This window comes from Planococcus sp. BI3, assembly GCF_056680115.1.
In genome coordinates this window covers 2,795,131-2,814,988 of record NZ_CM155266.1, presented here as the reverse complement: position 1 = coordinate 2,814,988, position 19,858 = coordinate 2,795,131, and the positions used below count along the sequence as shown (strand labels likewise).

At 44.8% G+C, this 19,858-nt stretch carries 25 protein-coding genes and 1 riboswitch; of the genes, 5 read left to right on the top strand and 20 right to left on the bottom strand.

From position 1 onward, the window contains the following. Window positions 1-99 precede the first annotated feature (99 nt). Window positions 100-278: riboswitch (cobalamin riboswitch) on the bottom strand. A 109-nt stretch (window positions 279-387) separates the two neighbouring features. Beyond that, window positions 388-1,167, bottom strand: a complete 780-nt coding sequence (locus AC1MEO_RS14160; protein WP_480331427.1) for a PAS domain S-box protein — start codon at window positions 1,165-1,167, stop codon at window positions 388-390. A gap of 239 nt (window positions 1,168-1,406) precedes the next feature. Here AC1MEO_RS14160 and AC1MEO_RS14155 point away from each other — a divergent pair, with 239 nt between their 5' ends. Continuing rightward, on the top strand, window positions 1,407-2,711 hold the full coding sequence (locus tag AC1MEO_RS14155) for an MFS transporter (protein WP_480331425.1): 1,305 nt from the start codon (window positions 1,407-1,409) through the stop codon (window positions 2,709-2,711). Window positions 2,712-2,773: 62 nt separating this feature from the next. Here AC1MEO_RS14155 and AC1MEO_RS14150 read toward each other — a convergent pair whose 3' ends face one another. The 9 genes from AC1MEO_RS14150 to AC1MEO_RS14110 all read right to left on the bottom strand — a co-directional run bounded on the left by AC1MEO_RS14150 (window position 2,774) and on the right by AC1MEO_RS14110 (window position 8,822). Further along, complete coding sequence (locus AC1MEO_RS14150) at window positions 2,774-2,977, bottom strand: DUF3934 family protein (RefSeq protein WP_480331424.1); 204 nt, start codon at window positions 2,975-2,977, stop codon at window positions 2,774-2,776. Between the two features lie 73 nt (window positions 2,978-3,050). Next, a complete protein-coding gene (locus AC1MEO_RS14145; protein ID WP_480331423.1) occupies window positions 3,051-3,530 on the bottom strand; it encodes a glutathione peroxidase in 480 nt (159 codons plus the stop codon). A 36-nt stretch (window positions 3,531-3,566) separates the two neighbouring features. After that, window positions 3,567-4,004, bottom strand: a complete 438-nt coding sequence (locus tag AC1MEO_RS14140) for a MarR family winged helix-turn-helix transcriptional regulator (protein ID WP_480331421.1) — start codon at window positions 4,002-4,004, stop codon at window positions 3,567-3,569. A gap of 23 nt (window positions 4,005-4,027) precedes the next feature. Next, window positions 4,028-4,447, bottom strand: coding sequence for an organic hydroperoxide resistance protein (locus AC1MEO_RS14135; protein WP_480331419.1), 420 nt, complete (start codon window positions 4,445-4,447; stop codon window positions 4,028-4,030). Window positions 4,448-4,709: 262 nt separating this feature from the next. Beyond that, a complete protein-coding gene (locus tag AC1MEO_RS14130) occupies window positions 4,710-5,267 on the bottom strand; it encodes a methyltransferase family protein (RefSeq protein WP_480331417.1) in 558 nt (185 codons plus the stop codon). Window positions 5,268-5,289: 22 nt separating this feature from the next. After that, window positions 5,290-5,592 (bottom strand): hypothetical protein, encoded by a 303-nt coding sequence (locus AC1MEO_RS14125; protein WP_480331416.1) that lies wholly within the window; start codon window positions 5,590-5,592, stop codon window positions 5,290-5,292. 144 nt (window positions 5,593-5,736) lie between these two features. Beyond that, window positions 5,737-7,389: a b(o/a)3-type cytochrome-c oxidase subunit 1 gene (locus AC1MEO_RS14120; protein WP_480331414.1), complete on the bottom strand. Its 1,653-nt coding sequence runs from the start codon at window positions 7,387-7,389 to the stop codon at window positions 5,737-5,739. Then, window positions 7,386-7,859 (bottom strand): cytochrome c oxidase subunit II, encoded by a 474-nt coding sequence (locus tag AC1MEO_RS14115; RefSeq protein ID WP_480331412.1) that lies wholly within the window; start codon window positions 7,857-7,859, stop codon window positions 7,386-7,388. Before AC1MEO_RS14115 ends, AC1MEO_RS14120 begins: the two co-directional genes overlap by 4 nt. A 300-nt stretch (window positions 7,860-8,159) precedes the next feature. Beyond that, window positions 8,160-8,822 (bottom strand): Crp/Fnr family transcriptional regulator, encoded by a 663-nt coding sequence (locus AC1MEO_RS14110; protein ID WP_480336102.1) that lies wholly within the window; start codon window positions 8,820-8,822, stop codon window positions 8,160-8,162. Window positions 8,823-9,045: 223 nt separating this feature from the next. On the opposite strand from AC1MEO_RS14110, the gene AC1MEO_RS14105 reads away from it, so the two are divergent. Together AC1MEO_RS14105 and AC1MEO_RS14100 are read left to right on the top strand one after the other, a co-directional pair. After that, window positions 9,046-9,510 carry a universal stress protein gene (locus AC1MEO_RS14105; protein ID WP_480331410.1) on the top strand — a complete coding sequence of 155 codons (465 nt, stop codon included), beginning with the start codon at window positions 9,046-9,048 and terminating at the stop codon, window positions 9,508-9,510. Between the two features lie 408 nt (window positions 9,511-9,918). Next, window positions 9,919-11,253 (top strand): murein hydrolase activator EnvC family protein, encoded by a 1,335-nt coding sequence (locus AC1MEO_RS14100; RefSeq protein ID WP_480331409.1) that lies wholly within the window; start codon window positions 9,919-9,921, stop codon window positions 11,251-11,253. A 110-nt stretch (window positions 11,254-11,363) separates the two neighbouring features. Here AC1MEO_RS14100 and AC1MEO_RS14095 read toward each other — a convergent pair whose 3' ends face one another. Continuing rightward, window positions 11,364-12,404, bottom strand: a complete 1,041-nt coding sequence (locus AC1MEO_RS14095) for an NAD(P)-dependent alcohol dehydrogenase (protein ID WP_480331407.1) — start codon at window positions 12,402-12,404, stop codon at window positions 11,364-11,366. A 268-nt stretch (window positions 12,405-12,672) separates the two neighbouring features. On the opposite strand from AC1MEO_RS14095, the gene AC1MEO_RS14090 reads away from it, so the two are divergent. Continuing rightward, a complete protein-coding gene (locus tag AC1MEO_RS14090) occupies window positions 12,673-13,083 on the top strand; it encodes a MerR family transcriptional regulator (RefSeq protein WP_480331405.1) in 411 nt (136 codons plus the stop codon). Window positions 13,084-13,235: 152 nt separating this feature from the next. On the opposite strand, the gene AC1MEO_RS14085 is transcribed toward AC1MEO_RS14090, so the two are convergent. The 4 genes from AC1MEO_RS14085 to AC1MEO_RS14070 all read right to left on the bottom strand — a co-directional run bounded on the left by AC1MEO_RS14085 (window position 13,236) and on the right by AC1MEO_RS14070 (window position 15,657). Next, window positions 13,236-13,676: an OsmC family protein gene (locus tag AC1MEO_RS14085; RefSeq protein ID WP_480331404.1), complete on the bottom strand. Its 441-nt coding sequence runs from the start codon at window positions 13,674-13,676 to the stop codon at window positions 13,236-13,238. A 255-nt stretch (window positions 13,677-13,931) separates the two neighbouring features. Continuing rightward, complete coding sequence (locus tag AC1MEO_RS14080) at window positions 13,932-14,435, bottom strand: peroxiredoxin family protein (RefSeq protein WP_480331402.1); 504 nt, start codon at window positions 14,433-14,435, stop codon at window positions 13,932-13,934. 70 nt (window positions 14,436-14,505) lie between these two features. After that, window positions 14,506-15,171: a haloacid dehalogenase type II gene (locus AC1MEO_RS14075; RefSeq protein WP_480331400.1), complete on the bottom strand. Its 666-nt coding sequence runs from the start codon at window positions 15,169-15,171 to the stop codon at window positions 14,506-14,508. Window positions 15,172-15,399: 228 nt separating this feature from the next. After that, the gene (locus tag AC1MEO_RS14070) at window positions 15,400-15,657 is read right to left on the bottom strand and encodes a glutaredoxin domain-containing protein (RefSeq protein WP_480331398.1); all 258 of its coding nucleotides are present in this window, start codon (window positions 15,655-15,657) and stop codon (window positions 15,400-15,402) included. Here AC1MEO_RS14070 and AC1MEO_RS14065 point away from each other — a divergent pair. Then, window positions 15,656-16,336, top strand: coding sequence for a Crp/Fnr family transcriptional regulator (locus AC1MEO_RS14065; protein ID WP_480331397.1), 681 nt, complete (start codon window positions 15,656-15,658; stop codon window positions 16,334-16,336). The two genes, AC1MEO_RS14070 and AC1MEO_RS14065, sit on opposite strands and share 2 nt — an antisense overlap. A 287-nt stretch (window positions 16,337-16,623) precedes the next feature. Here AC1MEO_RS14065 and panB read toward each other — a convergent pair whose 3' ends face one another. The 5 genes from panB to AC1MEO_RS14040 all read right to left on the bottom strand — a co-directional run bounded on the left by panB (window position 16,624) and on the right by AC1MEO_RS14040 (window position 19,737). After that, window positions 16,624-17,460: a 3-methyl-2-oxobutanoate hydroxymethyltransferase gene (gene panB, locus AC1MEO_RS14060; protein WP_480331395.1), complete on the bottom strand. Its 837-nt coding sequence runs from the start codon at window positions 17,458-17,460 to the stop codon at window positions 16,624-16,626. A gap of 182 nt (window positions 17,461-17,642) precedes the next feature. Then, window positions 17,643-17,774: a DUF6176 family protein gene (locus tag AC1MEO_RS14055; RefSeq protein WP_480331393.1), complete on the bottom strand. Its 132-nt coding sequence runs from the start codon at window positions 17,772-17,774 to the stop codon at window positions 17,643-17,645. Between the two features lie 14 nt (window positions 17,775-17,788). Continuing rightward, a complete protein-coding gene (locus AC1MEO_RS14050) occupies window positions 17,789-18,256 on the bottom strand; it encodes a GNAT family N-acetyltransferase (protein ID WP_480331391.1) in 468 nt (155 codons plus the stop codon). After that, window positions 18,253-19,032 (bottom strand): alpha/beta hydrolase, encoded by a 780-nt coding sequence (locus AC1MEO_RS14045; protein ID WP_480331389.1) that lies wholly within the window; start codon window positions 19,030-19,032, stop codon window positions 18,253-18,255. The genes AC1MEO_RS14050 and AC1MEO_RS14045 overlap by 4 nt, the downstream gene beginning before the upstream one ends. A 15-nt stretch (window positions 19,033-19,047) precedes the next feature. Continuing rightward, window positions 19,048-19,737: a Type 1 glutamine amidotransferase-like domain-containing protein gene (locus tag AC1MEO_RS14040; RefSeq protein ID WP_480331387.1), complete on the bottom strand. Its 690-nt coding sequence runs from the start codon at window positions 19,735-19,737 to the stop codon at window positions 19,048-19,050. Window positions 19,738-19,858: the final 121 nt, after the last annotated feature.

Genomic DNA, 19,858 nt, shown 5'->3' with positions numbered 1-19,858 from the left:
GAGGATGGGGTTAGATACGCAGAATATCGGATGGAAGCAGCAGAAAACAGCTGTTCCACGCATAATACCTTCGTTATCCCTCTCAGCTCCCGGAGAAGATCATAAACTATAACGAAGGCAGGTCTCCTGGCTTGTGCGTCATCCTCTGCTATCTCCTTCCCGTCCATTGGACAGTGGATTGCGATAGTTCGTCAGCACTTACAGTTGCGGGAACAGCTCCGGCATTCCACCGGATTCCCTATTAAGCCTTTTCAGGCACCTTCGTTATTGGTTCTACTATATATAGTGAATAATTTTAGAAAATCACTAAATCTTGTATTCATAAACTATAAATCACTTTCAGCGCTTTGACAAGAAATTTCTCAAGCCTCTGGTTAAGTGAAGGTTTTATTTGATGGTCAAATACCGTTTGAGCGCCTGTTTCACCGTTCCCATGGTCGTCAATTGGCTGAAGTCCACACGTGCTTCAATTGCTTTCAAAGCCAATTCCGGACGGATTCCCGTGAAAATCAGTTGAATGCCGAGCAGGCGCATGATGTGATCGATTTTGTATAGAAATTCCGCTACGACATTGTCGATGTTGTAGATGCCGGATACGTCGACGATGAGGCAATTCAGGCTCTCCCCTTGAACTTTTTGCGGAATGATGTCGAGCAGCCGATTGCTTCGGTCTCCATCGACCGACCCTACAAGCGGCAATACAGCCAATCCGTCAATAATCGGAACGATGGGTGTTGATATTTCGTTTTTCAATTGCAGCAGGTCGCGTTCTGTTTGTTTCTGTTCGCTAATATCACGGATAATCGACTGGATTGCGACCGTCTCCCCGTATTGAACCGGATAGCAATATAATTCGACATCTGCTTCAGTCCCATTAAAGCGTTTTACTTTCGTCTCCATCAATCCTCCGATGGTGCGGTCTTCCATGCCTGTGCGGATGCGTTCCGTGATCAGTTCTTTATAGTCTTCAGTAAAAACATCCACGACATTCGCACCAATAAGAGCTGCTTGTTCAGCTTTGAGAAATTCTGCTCCTGGCTGATTTATATACAAGACTTTCTGATTTGAATGAATAATCGTCGTCTCATTCGAATACTCCGCTATCTGCTGATATATTCGTTCTTTTTCTAGTATGCTCAATTGTGTGACTGATGTTGCAGTTGGCATTTTCTTTCACTCCTTTTGGCTACGAAACTGCCTTTCCCCTCATTTTACACTTTTTCAGTAAAACTTTCAGCGTCTGGTCCTCCTCAGAAATATCTGAATCATTCTATTATTTACAGTTTTGTTTCAAGTCTTGTATACCCAAAAAATTATGCTATGATAAGAAATTGTGATTTGAACTATTTTTTGTTGTTTTTTTGGAAATACACTAACCTAAGGTTATAGCTTAATGGAGATGCAAGATGAAACAATTAACAGGAAATGCTTTTCACTACGGCTGGGTCATTATCGCGATAGCGGCCTTGTCCCAATTTTTCTCTGGTCCCGGACAAACCTATTCCAATTCCATCTTTATCGACTATTATATAGAAGAATTCGGCTGGAGCCGTTCGACCGTTTCCGGCATCTACTCGGCAGCCACATTAACAGCAGGCTTTCTGCTGTTTTTTGTCGGACGCCTGATCGACCGAAATGGTTCGCGGAAAATGGCGGTTGCCGTTTCCATCGCCCTGGCAGTCGCTTGCTTCTTCAACAGCTTCGTGACAAGCTTGGTCATGCTGTTCATCGGCTTCTTTTTTATTCGACTGCTTGGACAAGGTTCCATGGCACTTATCTCAAGCTCCCTCATCCCTCAATGGTTTGTCAAAAAAAGAGGCCGCGCCATCAGCATCGCCGCAATCGGCGGCTTGGTCAGTTCCGCCGCTTTTCCACTGCTGAACGTTTGGCTGATCGAGGCATTCGGCTGGCGCAGTTCGTGGCTGATTTTAGGGGTCCTCATCATTGTCTGCTTTACGCCGCTTGCCCTTTTCCTCATTCAAAATTCGCCCGAAGAAATGGGTTTATTGCCGGACAACGGCGATGCATATAAGAAAGAGTCCAAAATAAAACCCATCGAAGAAGTTAGCTGGACGGTGAAAGAAGCTTCAAAAACCCGTGCCTTCTGGCTCCTGTTGCTCTGTGCGGCCATTCCGGGGATCGTCAACACCGGCTTGACCTTCCACTTGGTGTCCATCTTTTCCGAAAAGTCCTTATCGCTTGAAACCGCAGCTGGGATTTTAAGCTTAACGGCATTGATCGGATTGCCGGTCACGTTCATCACCGGCCTCCTGCTGGAAAAGGTAAAGGTGCAGTATATGCTGACACTCGTTTTTATAGGTGAATTGCTGTCTTTATTTCTCCTGCAGAAAGCTGATTTCCTCGCCGCCGCCATCGTGTTCGGTCTGGTTTGGGGCGTCAGCATGGGGATTGAACGCATCGTCATGGCGGTCGTCTGGCCCAATTATTTCGGACGGAAACACATTGGCAGCATCAGCGGCATATCCATGGCCATGGTTGTCACGGGATCCGCTCTTGGCCCGCTGCCGCTCGGCATTGCTTTCGATGTGTTCGGCGGCTACGCTGAAATCCTCTGGGTGTTGATGATCTTCCCGCTTTTCGGAATCGTGGCAGCTTTGCTGGCAGATCCACCGCAAAAGCAGGCAGCCGTAAAAGAATCCTTATCCAAGAAAATTTACGGACCTGCCGAAAACCCTTTACTCGCGGAGTAGAGGGTTTTTTGATTCCACGGGAATAGAAGGCAATAAAAAAAGTTGCCCAATTGGACAACCCCTTACTTCTCTATCTCTGCATCGACCCATTCAGCTTCAGAAGCTCGTTCTTTTTCTGTTTTGGGTTCATCGGCTTTTTTATTGTTTTTACTGGTGTACGGCTTAAAACTTTTGGCTTTATTGGCGCCGGCTTTCCAGCGTGTCCAGCCTTTTTTGCCAGTTCCTTGGCCAGTACCGCTTTTCGTTTTTGCTTTTGCTTTGCTCATTCTAATCACTCCATTACTTACGATGATGTACAGCTTATCACATCAGAGCTCAGAGTGGAATAGAAAGGTTTTGCTATTGCTGGCCAAGCACTTTCTGGATGTCTTTTTCAAATGATTCGGGTTTGTCTTTTGGCGAGAAACGCGAAACGATGTTGCCTTCCTGGTCGATCAGAAACTTGGTGAAGTTCCATTTGATCCCGCTCGACAGGAATCCTTTTGTATTCTCCGTCAAATAGCTGAAAAGCGGATGCGCATCCTTGCCATTGACCTTAATCAGGTCATGCATGGGAAAAGTGACGCCGTAAGTCATGCGGCACGCTTCCTGCGCTTCTTCTCCGCTGGCTTTTTCCTGGCCGAATTGATTGGATGGAAAGCCTAAGACTACCAGTCCTTGATCTTTATAGTCTTCATACATTTTTTCCAGGCTGTCGAATTGGTCTCTAAGGCCACATTTTGTTGCCGTGTTGACAATCAGCATAGCCTTGCCTTTGTATTCGCTTAATGGATATTCTTCCCCGTTGGGCTTTGGTACGGCGATATCATAAATATTCATCCTGCATCACTCCTCATATGGTGATTCAAAACATTTCTACAGATCCATGGCCTTGAAAGAAGCATTCAGCTCTTTCAGGTTTTTCATCAAAGCGATGGCGTTGACGCCCATAAAGTTACAGCTGATAAGTTTATCAAAGACGGCCTGTTCGACCGCCTCTTGTTCACTTCGTGCTTTTTCCGTCAATGAAATCGTAAATGCGCGTTTATCGGTTTTGGACTGCTGCTTGATCAGCCTTTCCTGTTCGATCATGCGGTTGATGATGGGATTCAAGGTTCCCGTACCAAGCCCCAGCCGCTCCCCGATATTTTTCGTCAGCAGCCCGTCTTCTTCCCAGAGGACAAGAAGCACCAGATACTGCGGAAATGTCAGACCGAACGGCTCTAACGCTTTCGCATACATCTTCGAAAAATTACTGGAAGCTTTATAGACTTCAAAACACAATTGCTGTTCGAGTTTCGTCGGTTTTTCCATTTACATCTCACCTATGCTCATTATTAGAGAACGCTTATTTCCACATCCACTGACCCTTTGATCGCTTTTGAATACGGGCAGTACTGATGCGCTTTTTCTACATACTCGTGTTTTTTCTCTTCATCGATCCCCGTGATATCGACCACAAGTTTCACTGCCAGCTTAACGCCGCCATTGTCTTTGTCTCCGATCAACGCAACAGTCGCTGTCACTTCGCTTTTTTCTATCTCCACTTTACCAGCTTCCAAGACTAATTCCAATGCGCTGTTGAAGCATGCGCTGTAGCCAGCCGCGAAAAGCTGTTCCGGATTGGTTGCCGTTGTGGCTGAACCGCCAAGTGCCTGTGGTTTTGCTACATCCAAATAAAAAATATTGTCCGGCGAATAAACCGCACCGTCTCTCCCGCCTGTATTGATCATGGTAGTTTCAAAAAGTGTTTTCATTATATATATTCCTCCATCCATTTATTCCGCTTTTACGGTCCGTTATATTCCACTTTTCCAGCGGGAAATCCATTGACCGTAAAAGTCCGGTTGGTTCAACTAACAATCACTGGGATTCAGTAATTGTTTTTTATATCTTACACGATGTATATTACATTGAATCGTACCCGATGTAAATAAAGATGCTCACCTCTAAAAAAGACTCCATTCACCGTGCTGGCGAATGGAGTCTTTTCGTATAGATCGATTAGTTTCCGTCTGCCTAATAAATGAATGGAATCAAGCGTGCGCGCTTTTTCATCCATTGCTCATAATCCGGTCCGAACTTCTCGATAAGCAACCGCTCTTCGTAATTGATCCGCTGCAGCAGCGCCCAGGCCATCGCCACGCCGCCAAGGACCGCGGCAATCAAGCTGCCGAAAAACAGCGCCATCCCCAGAGTGATCAGCAGAAGCCCAGTATACAGCGGATGGCGCAGCTTCCGGTACGGACCGGTGCTGACGATTTCATCCCCTTCACGAACTGTAACGTAACGTGTAAATTGCGACTTCAGATGAATAATCCCCCAAAACCGAAGGAAAACCCCCATTGAAAGCAACACGATTCCCGCCACCTGACTGATCAAAGCCACAGTGGCGAACGGCCTCAACTCCTGCAAAACCTGTGCCACGATGATCGTACCAATCAAAGTAGCAAAAATCACGAAAAAAGTCCTTTTTTCCAAAGAATCGCCCTGGCCAACGCCGCGATTGCGGAAAAGCACGAATTCACTGATCCAAATCAAGCTTACCGCTGTAAAAATCCATTCGATGATGGTCATAGCACAAGCCTCAACTTCCTGTTCATTTACTTTCAATAGTATAGAACATTTTAAAATAATACAATTTCCATCCCCTGCCAAACAAGCTGAGATAAGCATAGGCAGCGGGGAATAGTCCGGCTGCTCTGACTCGTGTCCAAGCTTTGGGCTTTTGCGGGAATTTCGGCTGAACGACTGCAAATTTTCCTGAACGACCACAAATTTTTTTGAACGACTGCAAATCCGCCTGAGCGACCACAAAATCGCACAAGCGACCATAAATCCATAATGGATGCACCAGAAGCCGAAAAAAGCCCTTTGCCGATCCGGCAAAGGGCTTTTTCATACGATTTTATCCAAGTTTCCTTGAAAACTGATGCTTTCGCCTTCAGTTCACTCTTCTGTAGAAGAGATTTCAACCAGCATTGCAGTGAATGCGATAAAAACAACCATCAATGAAAGTACCATCGTGAACATTGTTCCTCAACTCCTACCAAGTTTTGAATCCTTCTGAGCCTGGTGGTGCATGGTGCATCATTTGGCTTACTGGAATTGCATAAGCGATTAGAATAAGTGCAACAGCGAGGCCGATCCAAATCCACCAATTTTCCAGCCATTTCGGTGTCCGGGACATGTCGCTTTCCGCCATTGGGAAATCGACCAGATCCTTCGGCTCGACAGCTTTAGGCGACAGGAACATCGTCATGACAACGATATAGATGAGAATCATCGCAGAGACGAAGAGAATACTTCCGCCAACTGCCATCGTGACGTGGTTCGTCAGGATGCCGTCAAACCACTCCATTGCGGCTGGGTGATCGTTATAGCCAGAATACGCTGTTCTTCTTGGTGCTCCGAGAAGGCCCAAAAGATGCTGCGCTGTTGACATCAAGAGCATACCAATTGACCAGGTGATGATTTGGACCAGTCCGAGAACTTTCATGGACTTGGTGAATTTTCTTCCCGTCAAGTAAGGAATCAACCAGAACGTCAATCCCATGAATGTCATGGCAACTGGCGTTCCAACCGTAATATGGAAATGCCCGACAATCCATAAAGTATTATGGACGACTTCGTTCAACTGGAAGCTTGCGTTGATAATTCCGCCAGCTCCACCAGGGATAAAGAACGCCATGGCAATGAAAATCGATGTGAAACGGATATCTTTCCAAGGCAATTTCGTAAACCAACCGAAGAGGCCTTTTCCGCCATTCTTGCGTCCAGCGATTTCAAATGTCGCGAACATCGAGAACGCCGTCATCAATGATGGCACGATGACCATGAACGTCAACACCACCTGAAGGAATTTCCAGAAGTTCGAAATACCCGGTTCTGTCAGCTGATGGTGGAATCCAACAGGAATGGAAAACAGGATAAAGAGTACAAAAGACAAACGGGCCAAAGAATCACTGAATACTTTTACACCCAGGATTTTTGGTACGATGACGTACCAGGCCATGTATGCCGGCAACAGCCAGAAATACACAAGGGGATGTCCGAAAAACCAGAACAAAGTACGGCTGAGTTCCACATCAATGGTATCGGTCCAGCCGAATGCCCAAGGAATGTATTGGAAAAGCACCGTTGCTACGACGCCCAGACATGCGATGATCCACATGATGATGGTCGTGATGGTCATGAAAGCGAATAACGGGCTCAACTGCCCTTTATTGTTTTTCCGCCATACTCGGTAATGGCCGACCAGCGCAAAACTGCTGATCCATGTTCCGATGATTACGAGAGCAAGCCCTACATAGTAAAAGCCACTTGCCTGAAGCGGTGCATAAAATGTGTACATGACGGAAGCTTCTCCCGCCACAATCATCACTGTCGCCATGACCGTTCCAAGCAAGGTTACCCAAAAGCCGATCCAGGAGAACAACCGGACTTTCGGCCCGAAGCTCCCGAGGCTTTTGCTCATACCAGTAATAAAGAAACCAAAAATGAAAAATGTCGTAAATACGAGTGCGAGTAAAACGCCGTGTGCCGTTAAAATCTGGTAATAGTCCAGCCAAGCCGGCAATTGAAGAGCATCATTGCGGATAAAAACCTGAAGCAGGCCACATAATGTACCGATTAAAAATGCAGCGTAAGCTACGCCGATATTCCATAAAGCGAGTTTTCGATCTTGCACAGCTATCATTCTTCGTACACCTCTATCTCTGTATACATCATATGGTGACCTGTTCCACAATATTCATTGCAAAGAATTAAATATGTGCCAGGTTCTTCAAACGTATAGGATTTTGTCGTAATCCGGCCTGGAACGACCATCATATTGACTTTTGTATTATCAATGGTGAAACTATGGACCACATCGGTGCTGGTCACTTTGAAAATAACTTCTTTGCCGACTGGAACTTTCAATTCCGGTGCCTGATATCCGAAGGCCATTGCTACAATTGTGGCTTGATAGGTATCGTCATCCAATTGGGTAACACCCGGATTATCAAATGGGGCCGTTTCATTCACTTTTTTGGGATCTATTGTTTCCATCCCTCCAGCTGGGGTGTGATCCTGAGAGAATGCGCTCACTCCGACCACGCTTAAAAATACAATCAGCGATGCAATACCGAACACCAGCCAAATTTTTTCATATTTATGAAGATGCATTTAAACCTACTCCTTTCGTCCTGCCTTAACGGGCTACGTATAATAAATAAACGGCGACCCACATCACAACGATGATTAGTCCCACTATAAAAACACTCACTAAAGTACCTTTTAGATTGGGCTCTGGCTCCCGGTTTTCCTGGTTCATTCCTCTTCACCTCTTATGCGTTTTGTTCTTATCTCCAGATTATGCTATCGCCCGGGGCGGCACTGTGACATTTCTCACAGTCACGCCTTATTTTTAACAGATTGACAAATTTTAGACAAAAAAAGAACCCGCCGCATGGGCAAGCTCTCCTGCTAATCAATTTTGCATAAATAAATGGGACAGTTTTCACAATTTGTCTCCGTTTTTAAATAGTCCGTATCGTACAGAAGGATTTTCCCTTCATTTAACGTCAGTTTGCCGTTTTTTTTCAAATCATTCAGCATGCGGTTGACCACTTCTCTCGTCATTCCGCAAAAATTCGCCAAATCCTGATTAGTCAACACCAGATCAATTAAAATCCCATTATCAGTTTGGACCCCGTAGCTGTTGGACAGCCTGAGCAAGGTTGAATACAGCGCACCTTTTTTGCCATGCAGCAGCAGATCCCGGAATTTCGTCTGGGTTTTCTGCTGGTCGATTCCCATCCATTTCATAAAGGCGATGGACAAGCGCGCATTTGACAGCAGGGCCTCTTCCAAATCATTTATTGAAATATGAAGACAGACCGTGTCTTCTATCGCACGGGCATCCAGCATATATTTGGGCGCGTCAGAAAAAATAGTCACTTCTCCCACCAGCTGGCCTGGACCACAGATTTTCAGCGTCAGTTCCCGGCCGTTCGGCGTCACTTTTTCGATCCGTATTTTACCGGAACGAATGATGAAGACCCCTCCGATAGCATCTCCTTCGTGGAATAAATAGCTATCTTTTTTTAATTCCTTAACCTGATGGCGTACTGACAGCAATTCTTCCATGCCCACCAATACATCCGTATTCCCTGTGCCGGTATTCAATTTACAGCCGCCTTTCCATATATCTGCCGAATTCTTCTCTTTCATTCATTTTACCATGAATATCCTTTTATTCGTGTGTAAATTCATCATTTTGACACCGTTCTCAAAAGAATGTGACAGATAAGAAGGAACTTACCGCACCCACAGCGAAGTTCCCTAGTATAGAGACGAGGAGGAATGCTGAATGACTTTAAAATATTCCAATATATTGGTAGCAGTAGACGGTTCCAAAGAAGCAGAATTGGCATTTAAGAAAGGGGCAGCAGCAGCGGCGCGCAATAATGCCACATTGCACCTGGCCCATATCATCGACAACCGTTCATTCGGTTCCATCGAAGCGTACGATCGGACAATTGCAGATCGCACAAAAAAAACATCCCAGGAGTTGCTTGCCAGATATAAAGAAGAAGCAATGGCCGCCGGTGTAAAGAACGTAAATGTCATCATTGAATATGGCGTCCCTAAAATTGCCATCCCTAAAGAATTGGCTCCTAAATTGAACGTCGATGTCATCGTTTGCGGGGCTACCGGATTGAATGCAGCTGAACGCTTTATCATGGGCAGTGTTTCTGAACGGATTGTCCGCACTGCCAAATGTGATGTGCTGGTCGTCCGCAGAGAACAAGCTGACGTATTAGCAGAAGAATAACCACCGAAAGCCCTTCCCTATCTAAGTCTTTGGGAAGGCTTTTTTTTTGCTCTTTTATTCCTTCTTCACCACTCTCCTCATTCCCCTGTTCTTTCTCTGCTATCACACATCTAAATAACCATCAAAACCATCAGATAATCACCAAACGATAATAACCGAAAACAGTATTTCACTAAAACATCAAATTGATATTAATAAAGGAGTGCCTTCTAGGCTATTATCTGCTATTTTGTCATGTTCGAATTCTAATTGATAAGAAACTGTAATAATAAACAGGTTTATGTGGTGGTACAATTGGTCTGCTGGATTTTTCCTAACAGAACCATTTCGATAGGAAAAATTATCGAATATAAAAATTTTTCAGTATAACTTATAGATAACCACGGAAAATGAAAGGGGCGCAAGAGTTTGAAACCATTATCGAAATTACTGATGATCGCTTTGTCGGCTGTATTGGCTTTAACAATGTTTTTGCCTACTGCAAATGCAGATAAACTAAGCGATTTAGAGAAGAAACAACAAGAGGTTCAACAGAAACAAAGTGAATTGAACTCAGGGATTCAGCAAAAAACAAGTGAAATCTCCCAAAATCAAACCACACTCGAAAAAATCATCGCAAAAATCCGCGAATTGGATAACCAAATTATTGAAACACAAACCAAAATTGATGTGGTTCAAGCAGAAATCGATCAGACAAAAATCGAAATCGATGAGTTGAGAAAATCCATTGAAGAATTGGAAAGAAAAATTGCGGAACGCGAAGAGCTTCTGAAAGAGCGGGCGCGTGCCATACAGTTAAGCGGCGGCTCAGTAGACTACATAGATGTACTTCTTGGCGCAAACAGCTTTGTTGATTTCATTGACCGCTTTTCAGCAGTCAACATCTTAATTGAAGCGGACCGTGAAATTATGCGTGAACAAGCAGCAGACAAAAAACTTTTGGCTGAACAAAAAGCGGAAGTGGAAACGAAGCTGGCTGAACAAGAAGCTAAAAAAGCGGAATTGGTCAACTTGAAAAATTCACTTGATGCGCAAAAAAATGAACAAGCTAAATTGGAAAGTGATTTGAAAGCAGAACAAGCGCGCTTAGCTAAAGAAAAATCAACACTTGAAGCAGAGCATAACGAAACGATGAACATCAGTGCAGATCTTGAGAAGAAAATCGGCGCAGAACAGGCACGCCTTGCAGAAATCGCCAGAAAAGCAGAAGCCGCACGTTTAGCTAAAGAGGCCGCTGCACGTAAAGCGGAAGCTCAGCGTCAGGCTGCTGCATCTGCGGCTTCAGCGGCACCTGCAGCAACGGTTTCACAAGCTTCAGTTTCTTCCAACGCCGGCAGTTCAACATTTATCCTGCCGTCAACTGGACGCTTTACTTCTGGATTCGGCGGCCGTGATATCGGAGCCGGAGCAGAATCACACCTTGGAATGGATATTGCAAATTCACCAGGAACACCAGTTGTTGCCGCAGCGAGCGGAATGGTTTCACATGCTGGAAATATGGGTGGATACGGCAATGTCGTTATCCTTACACATTCCATCAACGGCCAGACACACTCTACTGTTTATGCACATATGAATTCAATCAATGTATCAGTCGGCCAATCAGTCGGACAAGGCCAACAAGTGGGCGGCATGGGCAACACAGGCCGTTCTACAGGCACACATCTTCACTTTGAAATTCACGTAGGACCTTGGAATGGCGCACGTTCAAACGCGGTTAACCCTTCTCCTTACGTACGATAAAAAAACAGAAAAAAACCGGTATCTCAGACGAGGTACCGGTTTTTTCTATCTATTACTGTCAAACGACAATTCATAAAACATCCACTTGCCCGCACTGTATCGGGACAAAATCAAATGGTGCTGACGTCAATCACAAATCGGTATTTTACATCTGAAGCCAATACTCGGTCATAGGCTTCGTCAATCTGATCGGCTGAAATGACTTCAATGCTCGGAACAATGTTATGTTCTGCACAGAAGTCCAGCATTTCCTGCGTTTCACGGATTCCCCCGATCATTGAACCCGCAAACGAACGGCGGCGGCCGATGAGAGAAAATACATTTACTGCTAACGGCTCAGCAGGCGCACCCACATTCACTAGAGATCCATCCAATGAAAGCAATGAGAAGTACGCGTCCATATCGAGTTTGGCACTTACCGTATTGATGATCAGATCAAAGGTGCCGGCAAGTTTTTCAAAAGTTTCAGGATCGCTGGTGGCATAATGGTCTTTTGCCCCGAATTTCAAACTATCTTCTTTCTTGTTCAATGTTTGCGACAAGACGGTAACTTCAGCACCCATGGCATGTGCAATTTTAACAGCCATATGTCCAAGGCCGCCCATACCCACGATCGCTACTTTCTTGCCTGGACCGGCATTCCAATGATTGAGCGGTGAATATGTGGTAATCCCCGCGCAAAGCAATGGCGCCGCAGCATCAAGTCCAATATTGTCAGGAATTCGCACGACAAAACCTTCTGTTACAACTATATGGGTTGAATAGCCGCCTTGTGTCTGTTCGCCGTATTTGTCGATACCGGCATAAGTCGGTACATTCCCTTTGAGGCAGTACTGTTCTTCGCCCCTTTTACAATTCTCGCATTCACCGCAAGAGTCGACCATGCAGCCAACCCCTACACGATCTCCAACCTTGAACTTCGTAACCTCTGTTCCTACCTCAGTGACAAATCCCGCAATTTCGTGGCCAGGTACAAGAGGATAGTTTACTGGGCCCCATTCGCCGTGTGCAGTGTGAATGTCTGAATGGCATATCCCCGAATATTTGATTTCAATCAGTACGTCTTGGGTATCCAGGTCTCTCCGTTTAATATCCACTTCTTGAAAGGGCTTGTCCGGACCGGTGACACCTCGTGATTTAACAGTAATCATCTAAAAACCTCCTACGTATTTTAAGAGAACCTGCTTGTACTGGAAATTACCGAGACCTGTATTTAAGTTCTCGGTAATTATCGAGACAGCGATCTGTTCTCTTCTAAAACAATCTTACGGGCTATAGTTGACTCTAGGTCAAGCGAGAAACCGGGATATCCCCTATTTTGCGTAAGCAGGCTTTGACTTTCAACAAGCCAAATGATAAAGTTTCTCCAAAACCTAGAGTTGACTCGAAGTCTAGCTCACAAAAAGAGGAGACAAAATCATGAAAACTTTTTCCATCAGCGAAGTCGCAAAACAATTAGATTTGACTGTATACACCTTGCGTTATTATGACAAGGAAGGGCTAATGCCGTTTGTCGAACGGACCACCAACGGAACACGCACATTTAAAGAATCCGACATCCAAGCGTTAAAAATCGTGGAATGCTTGAAAGCAAGCGGCATGCCTATTAAAGAGATCAAGAATTTCATTGATTGGTGCTCTGACGGCGACTCTACATTGCAGCAGCGATACGACATGTTTTTAGAGAGAAAAGCCACAGTTGAAGCACAGATGGAAGAACTAAAAAAGACCATGGAAATCATTGAGCATAAATGCTTCTATTACAAGGTGGCTTTGGAAGCCGGCACAGAAGATGTTCATAAGAATAAAAAAATCGGGAGTTTCAACTGATGCAGAGCTCGTTGTACTCCTTTGGTTGTGAGATGAATTGCTCTATCCGTTTTATAGGGGCATATCTGAAAGTTGCCTGTGGCGAAAGAATCCGGTATTACAAAATGTACAGCAAAAAGAAGCTGCATCCGTCAGCTTCTTTTTGTTATTTATTAAGCTTTTTCCCACTTCGCATCAATTGGTATGCCTGCTGCTTGAAATGTGGTGAAAACAGGACAACGGGCATCGGTCTTTTCTTTTAATTCCTGGATCCGCTCAACTGTCTCGTCTGTTTTCACTTTTGCATGTACATAAATCTGGTTAAAGTAAGGCTGAATGTCCGCTTGGCCCATAAGGCCACGAGGATCTAAGTCTCCCTTTACGTCAAACTCGATTCCCTGCAAATCAAATTTGATATCTTTTGCGACCAGGTTAGCAATGACATTTTCACATCCGGCCAATGAAGCGAGAAGAGTTGAAAGTGGATCAGGTCCTTTATCGGTTCCACCCATGCTCGGCGGCTCATCGATTGTCATTTCGTGGTTTCCCACCTTGAGTTCTGATTTCATTTTGCTTGAAGTGCCTGTTGCTTGAAACGTCATCTTATTTGCCATGTTGAATTTCCCCCTCTATTCGAATCTCCCTTTACTTTAACAGCATCTTCCAGACGAATATGTAAGGTGGCTTACAATGGTGTTTCCTATGAGAAAGCAAAGATTGTGCGTGCAGGTGGAGCTTCAAAAAAGGCTTCAACGCAATTTAAAAGAGCTTAAAGAAAATCTTTAAGCTCTTTTAACAAGTCTATTCCTCTTATCTTACTGTCCTTTATTTATAGAATGCTCAGCTGACGATGCCCAAAACGAAAAAAATCATTTTAAATTTTTCTTAATGTATTGAACAACTTTTCGCAATTCCTTAGCAGTGGGTCTTCCGTATGGACTAGTCTGCTTTTGTTGATACAGGATTCCCCCATTTTCATCCAGCAAGAAGTAAGCCGCTTCCCCGTGAGTTCCATGATCTTCATATGGAGCATCTTCACCGTGATAATAAACCCCATACTGGTCCAGCAAATCTTTCGAAGCATCTGCTAAAATCGGAAAACTTAACGTGTGCTTGCGCTTCATCTCCAGAGAACCTTCCTGCGTATCGGTCGAAAGAGCTGTGAAGTGGACCCCTTTGCCTTCAAAGTACGAGATGCTTTCTTCGATCTCCTGCAAATCCTGGTTGCAGACCGGACACCACGAACCTCTAAAAAAGACCAGAAATCTCCATCCTTGACGTTCGGCCATATCCTGTTCGAGGGAGTATGTCCCTCCTTCTGCCAACGGCAGTTCAAATAATGGCGCTTTGTTGCCTAGTTGCAATGTGTCCATCTATTTCCCCTCCTATTTCTTTCTGCTTTCAGCCCATCTCTTCCAAACTTTCTGCGTCCTTGTCAAGCTGTCATTTCCATTTCAGAAGACCGTTCAAGTCTGAAAAAATATAGTCTGGCTCCAATTCGAGCTCTTCAATCGGCAAGTTTTTTCGATTGATCCAAGCTGTCTGAAATCCGAAGTTTTTAGCTCCTGAGATATCCCAGCCGTTTGATGACATAAACAGGACTTCGTGATTTTCCAAATCCAGTTTTTTCACAGCGTATTCATAAGACGCCGGGGCTGGCTTAAATTGTTGGATTTCATCAATACTGAGCACTTCCGAAAATAAGTTTTCCACTCCGGCATTTTCAATCAGCGGATCCAGCATATCGTGAGACCCATTTGAAAATACCACCAGTTTTTGATCTTTCAGTTGAGTAAGGACATTTTCAACTTCCGCATAAAGCGGCAAGTGGAGATATGCTTCAAGCAGGTGCTGCTCGTTTTGTTCGTTTGATTTCAACTCGTTTTCTTTAAGAGCATACTTCAATGCCTGGTGGGTAATCGAAGACAATGTCGCATAGTTCCCCATCAGCTGGCGCAGCATAAAGTATTCAACTTGTTTTGTTCGCCACGTTTGGCTGATGGCCTCCCCGTAACCCGGATACAACTTTTCGCATTCATCTTTAACTGCCGTAACATCGAATAGTGTTCCATAAACATCGAAAACAAAAGCTTTAATTTGACTCTTCATCGAAACAACTCCCTCTGTAGTGTTATGGATATATGGCGAATTCTACTCCAGCATAACAGAAACCTGCCCTTAACTCAGTTTAGCGGATCTCCTTCTGACGGCATGTGGAATCCGATATAAGGGAAGTTCCTTTGTAAAGGTCAACTGTTGGCTGGCGGGAATGCAGTTGCTTTGCCGGATCCTGAACCGGCTCGTTGTAGTCTTCATGAGACATGTTCGGCCGTTTGATCAGTTTTCTGCATCCATTATTTCCATATACGTATAGTAGATATCCTGATCTTTCAAAAGCGGAAAACCTTGTCTTTTTTTCTCAATAGGCACATCCTGAATTAAAGCGCGATGATCAAAAATATTATAGGTTTGAAAAGAAAGGCCTTTCCCATTCAATTTGCGTATCGCTTTTTCACATTTGGTACATCCCGGAACTACGAATAAAATACGAGCAGATGACTTCCCATTAAAGGGAAAAGAGGGGGTATTCACCATGGATAAGCTGACACTCCTTTCGCATATCAATCTTTTTGATGAGCTGCCAATGGAAGATCTGAAATTAATCGACAGCAACAGCACAATGACACCTGTGAAAAAAGGAACACAGCTATTGATTCCCGAACAGCCCTTGGATGTCCTGTTCTTTTTGAAAAAAGGGCAGGTTCGCTTATATCGGATGACATCCCAAGGAAAGCAGTTTACGACTGATATCCTTGTGGACGGCAATGTCTTTGGCGAAACGGAATCTTTTATGCTGACAGATAAACAAACCTATGCAGAGGCAATGACCGACTGCTATCTATGCACAATGGATAAAGGGAAATTCGAATCTTTTATTCGGACAACACCGGAGGCATCACTCAAACTCATTCAAATTTTATCGAATCGCCTAGAAGAAACTTATGACCTTAGTGAAAAGATTGCCCTTTGGGATGTCCGCTATCGGACGCTTTTCCTGTTGCTCAAGCTGAGCGAAAAAAGTGGGACACGGGACAAGGAATGGCAATCACTCAATATGAAAATCACCCATGAAGATATTGCCACGATGGTTGGATCTTCACGGGAAACCATTTCTCTTTTGATGGGCAAATTAAAAAAAGAAGGATTATTGAAAAAAGCGCTGTTGGGATATGCCATCCAAGCAGATGAGATAAAGAAAATCCTGAGTGAATAAGGACTTTCTTTATCTTCTCAGAAAAGACGCCGTAAAAAAGTAAGGAACCTTACTTTGTTGAAACAAATGATCCTTTTTAAAAAACCTTTCTCAACTTACCAGGATGAACTGTCCGGTAGTGTGCAAAAGGTTTTTTTTCTCTTTTCTAAGCCTGTTTGCGGATGAGACGACTGAATACAGCCGCAAGGAGACTTGGATGAATAAAAGAACAGCTGCAAGGAAATGAATAGAGCCATTTCCTTGCAGCTGTTTCTTCTTTATTTTCGACACCGGGTTTTTACTGTTTTCTATTCTTTTCCTCCGTACAACTGCTGAAGTTCTTCTTCTTTCATGGTGAAACGATGCTCTTCAGCCGGAAACATCCCAGATCTCACTTCATCTACATACTGGGTCAATCCTTTTTTCATGATGTCTCCGGTTTCTGCATACGACCGTACAAATTTCGCCAAATGGTGCGCCCCGTATTTCAGGACGTCGTGGTAGACCAGAACCTGTCCATCCGTTTCACTGCCGGCACCGATGCCGATCACCGGAATCGTCAGCGCCGCTGTGACTTTCTGCGCCAATTGATACGGAATGCATTCGAGAACCAGCATGCAGGCTCCTGCGGCTTCACAAGCTTTTGCATCTTCAATCAGCTTTTGCGCGGCGTCCGCTGTTTTTCCTTGGACTTTATAGCCACCCAAAACGCCGGCTGTCTGCGGAAGCAATCCCAAGTGAGCGACAACTGGGATTCCGGTGCGCGTCAGCAATTTCACGACATCCACGACTTCATCTGCACCTTCGAGTTTTACGGCCTCCGCTCCTGTTTCTTGAAAAATGCGGACCGCGTTGTCGAGTGTGCGTTCTGCACTTCCATGAAACGAAGCAAACGGCATATCCACGACTAAAAACGTATCGGGTGCGCCGCGGCGGGCCGCTTTGCCGTGATGGATCATGTCATCGACTGTGACCTTTACAGTAGAATCATATCCCAGGACGACCATTCCGAGAGAATCGCCCACCAGAATCACATCGACTCCAGCCTGTTCTGCAAGCTTAGCTGATGGGTAATCATAGGCCGTGAGCATCGCGATTTTTTCATTCTGGGCTTTCATTTTGATAAGTGAGGCTGTGTTCTTCATTTTTTTCTCTCCTTTTGGGAGGAAAACCGAAATAAAGCCCATCGGTTCCAAAATTGGACAGACGGGCGGTAAGTTTATCAGTGGTTTTCTCCGTCCCTGTCGATTTAAGATCAAGGCAGAACTATGCAATTGTTGAGTTTTTTACCGGGTGCAGTTCAACAATGATACCGCCCTTATTGCCACTATAGCAGAAGCCTGTGTGTTGGAACATGGTTTGTATATTCAGCTGCTTTCAAAAATGCCATCCATTGTTCAACCGTTTCCGTTTTTCCTTCTTTGACTTTGAACCTCGAAAGCTCTGCCGTCAGCTTCATTCCATCAACATCCTTCACTGTTTTTTGAAATAACCTAACGTGGCTCTGCTGTTCAGCTGTTCGATGACACCAGTCTCTCTGTAGCCCAGTTTTTCATAGAAGCGGCAATTCTCTTCCTCTTCCAGAATGGTGGCGAGCTCCCACGTTACGGCTTCTTGATGCTGAATTTCTGCCAGTCGCATCGCTTTTCCTGCTATGCCGCGCCTTTGATGAGAAGGATCGACAAATAAGGGACTGACCCAAAACCCGCCGTCCTCATTCCACCTGATGCGTATCGCCCCCACCATTTTTTCCTCCGCCAAAATTTTATAGAAGCGCGAACTGGAACTGTTGATCCTGCCAAGTACCCGCTCCAGTGTTTCATTCGCCGGATTGGTGCCATGATCCTGGTATTTCTCCAAAAGGGGCAAAAAAGCTGCTTTTTGCATAGCGAGGATAGCAGGCGCATCCGAAGCTGTTGCTGTTTCCAGTCTGATATTCACAGGCTCACCTCATTTGTTAATAAAGAAAAAAGCTGTGGCACTCTTTTTTGGAAGGCACGATAATTATGTTCTTCTCCTTCCAACACCTTAAATTCTGCTGTAGGCAATTTTCTTTTGACGATCTCATAAATTGCATGATTGGAAGCCAAAAACTCTTTGCTTATAAAAGTTCCGCTCCCTGCTTCATTGGTACCGCAATCCATATACAGGGTGCGGACGGACGACAGATCTGTTGCCTCCAGCAAATCCTCCATTTTTTCCTGATTTGCATAAAACGCTCCTGAGAAAACAAACAGGTCTTTAAAAACCTTCGGATAAAGGCAAGCAGCATATAATGTGATTAAGCCGCCCATTGATATCCCAGCCATTGCTGCCTGATCTTCTATCGTTCTGTATTTTTTATCAATAGATGGTTTGAGTTCTTCGACAATAAATCCAATGTAGGATTTGCCCTTGCCTCCAAAAGAAGAACTTTCCGCACCTAAAAATTTTTGGCTGTATGCACCATTCTCCCATGGGCAATACTCATTTTTCCGCTCATCGCTGTTTTGATCAATTGCCACCACAATGACGTCCAGCTCTTTTTTGTCCAAGTAGCTTTCAAGTTCCAAGGAAACTCCGCCAATCGCCTCGCCATTCCGAAAGACGTTCTGGCCATCATGCATATACAGAACAGGATATTTTTTCTCACCAAACTGGTAGCTGCGAGGCAAATAGACCTGAACCCTTCGCTGTTGTTGAAAACTTTTTATCGTCATCGAAAAGATATCCAGCATCTCAATTCTCCTTTATCATTTAGCCCCCAAATACTCAACGGCCAATTCTTCTTCTCCATGCTTACTCACCCGGTAAGCCTTCGCTGCCGGTCTCGAACTGACAATCCGTTTGATATCCTGGCCAATATAGTGGATAGCCGCTCCATCGTCTGCCGCAATGCCCTCTTGCAAGTTGCCTTGTTCAATAAACTGGCGATAAGCCGGCCTTCTTTCGGCTTCACCGTCGTAATGCGGACAATGGCTGCCTTTCAAGAAACCCAGCGCCTGGAGCGGTTCAAGTCTGTCTCCATAGGAATCGGTGACACCTTCCTCGTACCAGCAGATAGAACCGGCACTGAGGCCCGCCAGCACAATTCCCTGCTGCCATGCCTTTTTCAGAATTCCGTCCAATCCCCATTCTTTCCAAAGTACCAGCAGGTTTTTGGTATTGCCGCCGCCTACGTAAATAATGTCCTGTTCCAGCACGAAGCGTTCCAAATCCTGCGTTGGCGGTTTAAATAAAGACAGGTGGCTCGGAATGCATGATTGCTGATTGAAGAAATCATAGAACTTCTCGATATAGCCGTCCGCATCTCCGCTTGCCGTTGGAATAAAACAGATTTTCGGCTGGGGTTTATTGGCCTGCTGCAATATGTATTGATCGAGTAACGGATTGTCAGGTTCCATCGAGAAACCTCCACCGCCCATAGCGATGATCTGGCGCATAGTTTTCACCCTTTCTTTACATTCTTATTTTTATTTATCCCGCTTTAACAATCAGTGGGGTGCCCCCACTGATTGAAGTTTCTCTTTATCCTTCAAATTGGAAGGTTTATCCTTCTATGCT